Annotated in this window: 2 protein-coding genes; both read right to left on the bottom strand. The window is 36.8% G+C overall.

All coding sequences use genetic code 11. The annotated features are described in order from the left end of the window. Positions 1-167 precede the first annotated feature (167 nt). Positions 168-701 carry a hypothetical protein gene (locus V5298_RS20665; protein ID WP_332933287.1) on the bottom strand — a complete coding sequence of 178 codons (534 nt, stop codon included), beginning with the start codon at positions 699-701 and terminating at the stop codon, positions 168-170. Between the two features lie 5 nt (positions 702-706). Further along, positions 707-1195 (bottom strand): hypothetical protein, encoded by a 489-nt coding sequence (locus tag V5298_RS20660; protein ID WP_332933286.1) that lies wholly within the window; start codon positions 1193-1195, stop codon positions 707-709. Positions 1196-1271: the final 76 nt, after the last annotated feature.

The raw sequence follows: 1271 nt of genomic DNA, 5'->3' as shown, positions 1-1271 counted from the left end.
AGTAAGTAACGCTTATTGGCTGTTCCACTTCCTTTGTACTGACTTTTTCGCAGATTCTAGCCACTTCGGCACTTAAAGAGAGCCAGAAAAAAAGCCCCGCACGAGCGAGGCTTTGGATTAAAATGAACAGGTGACTTTCACACCTTTAGGTGTCCCTGCTGAGTTTATTAGACACTCAGTAAAGTATCGACAAAAGCGACTTGTTCATATTTTTCCATGCGAAGTTCAAAAAGCCCGTTTACTTTTTTATGTTGGCACATCCCATTTTCATTGCAAAACTCAAAACTGGCATAAAAATAATAACTCTCTCTGAGAAGATCTAATCCATCGAAAACAACGGCCGCGTAATTGCCTTCGTTTGTATTGCTATCAGAGAATAGAAAACTCTCCTCTCGCATTAAACTGAAAGTTGCTTCACTATCACCAGATCGAAATCTCAATGAATGCAATTTAACTGAATCAAAATTATGATAATGATCATGAATTTCAATTTTCAGATAATAAGGACTTCCTGTAATTATTAAACCATTTTTTTCTTGATGCGAACCGTGCAACTTCAATCCTATAGAAACTTCGTCCATTGTGATATTAAATTCAGAGTAGAAAAATTTCTCGTACTCATTTTTCTTAACGAAAAAAGTTAGAATAAAAATAGCTAGCACTATCGAAAAAATTGTAAATAGTATGTACTTGGCTGTCATGAAAACTATTCCTCAAAAAGGGAATCAATTGCTAGTTTAATCCTGCTTCCAATAGTCGTAGGGTCTTTAGGTCCATTTCCATATAGAAAATAAGGAGCTACATCTTTACGAACATGCTCAAACGGATTATCTATAGGATCTGCAAAGTTGTACGTCCCTTTGTTTAAATCATCGGTGACTAGATTACCTTCACCATCATAAACAGCCTCGTGATGCCCGTCTTCAGAAATATACTTTTTGTTTTGCTCACCACCTTCACCTTGCATATGAAAAACACTTTTAGGCTTTTCAAGTTGTTCAAAACCTAATTCACTACTTTTTGCTTCAGACTCAGTATCAGGCGAATTGTTATTGTTGTTTTCATTTCTATCCCAATGTGCTTGTCTCAATTCAGCTTCTTTCTTCGCGACTATATCTCCAGCGACACGAGAAAACTTACCTGTTGGATCTGTCATATTTATCGGATCATTAGCCACATAAGCATAAAGATTCATCTAATCTTCATAGCCCACAGGGTCAGTTTGCAAGAAGCGCCCTAGCTTTGGATGATAAATCCGTGCTTTGTAGTAA

The organism is Alteromonas sp. 14N.309.X.WAT.G.H12 (assembly GCF_036697315.1).
Lineage (GTDB): Bacteria > Pseudomonadota > Gammaproteobacteria > Enterobacterales > Alteromonadaceae > Alteromonas.
Note: the sequence above shows the minus strand (reverse complement) of the source record. Positions and strands in the feature narration are given on the sequence as shown.

Excerpts from the sequence above, each read along its gene's own strand:
- V5298_RS20665 (WP_332933287.1), bottom strand. The coding sequence starts at position 701 with ATGACAGCCAAGTACATACTATTTACAATTTTTTCGATAGTGCTAGCT.
- V5298_RS20660 (WP_332933286.1), bottom strand. The coding sequence starts at position 1,195 with ATGAATCTTTATGCTTATGTGGCTAATGATCCGATAAATATGACAGAT.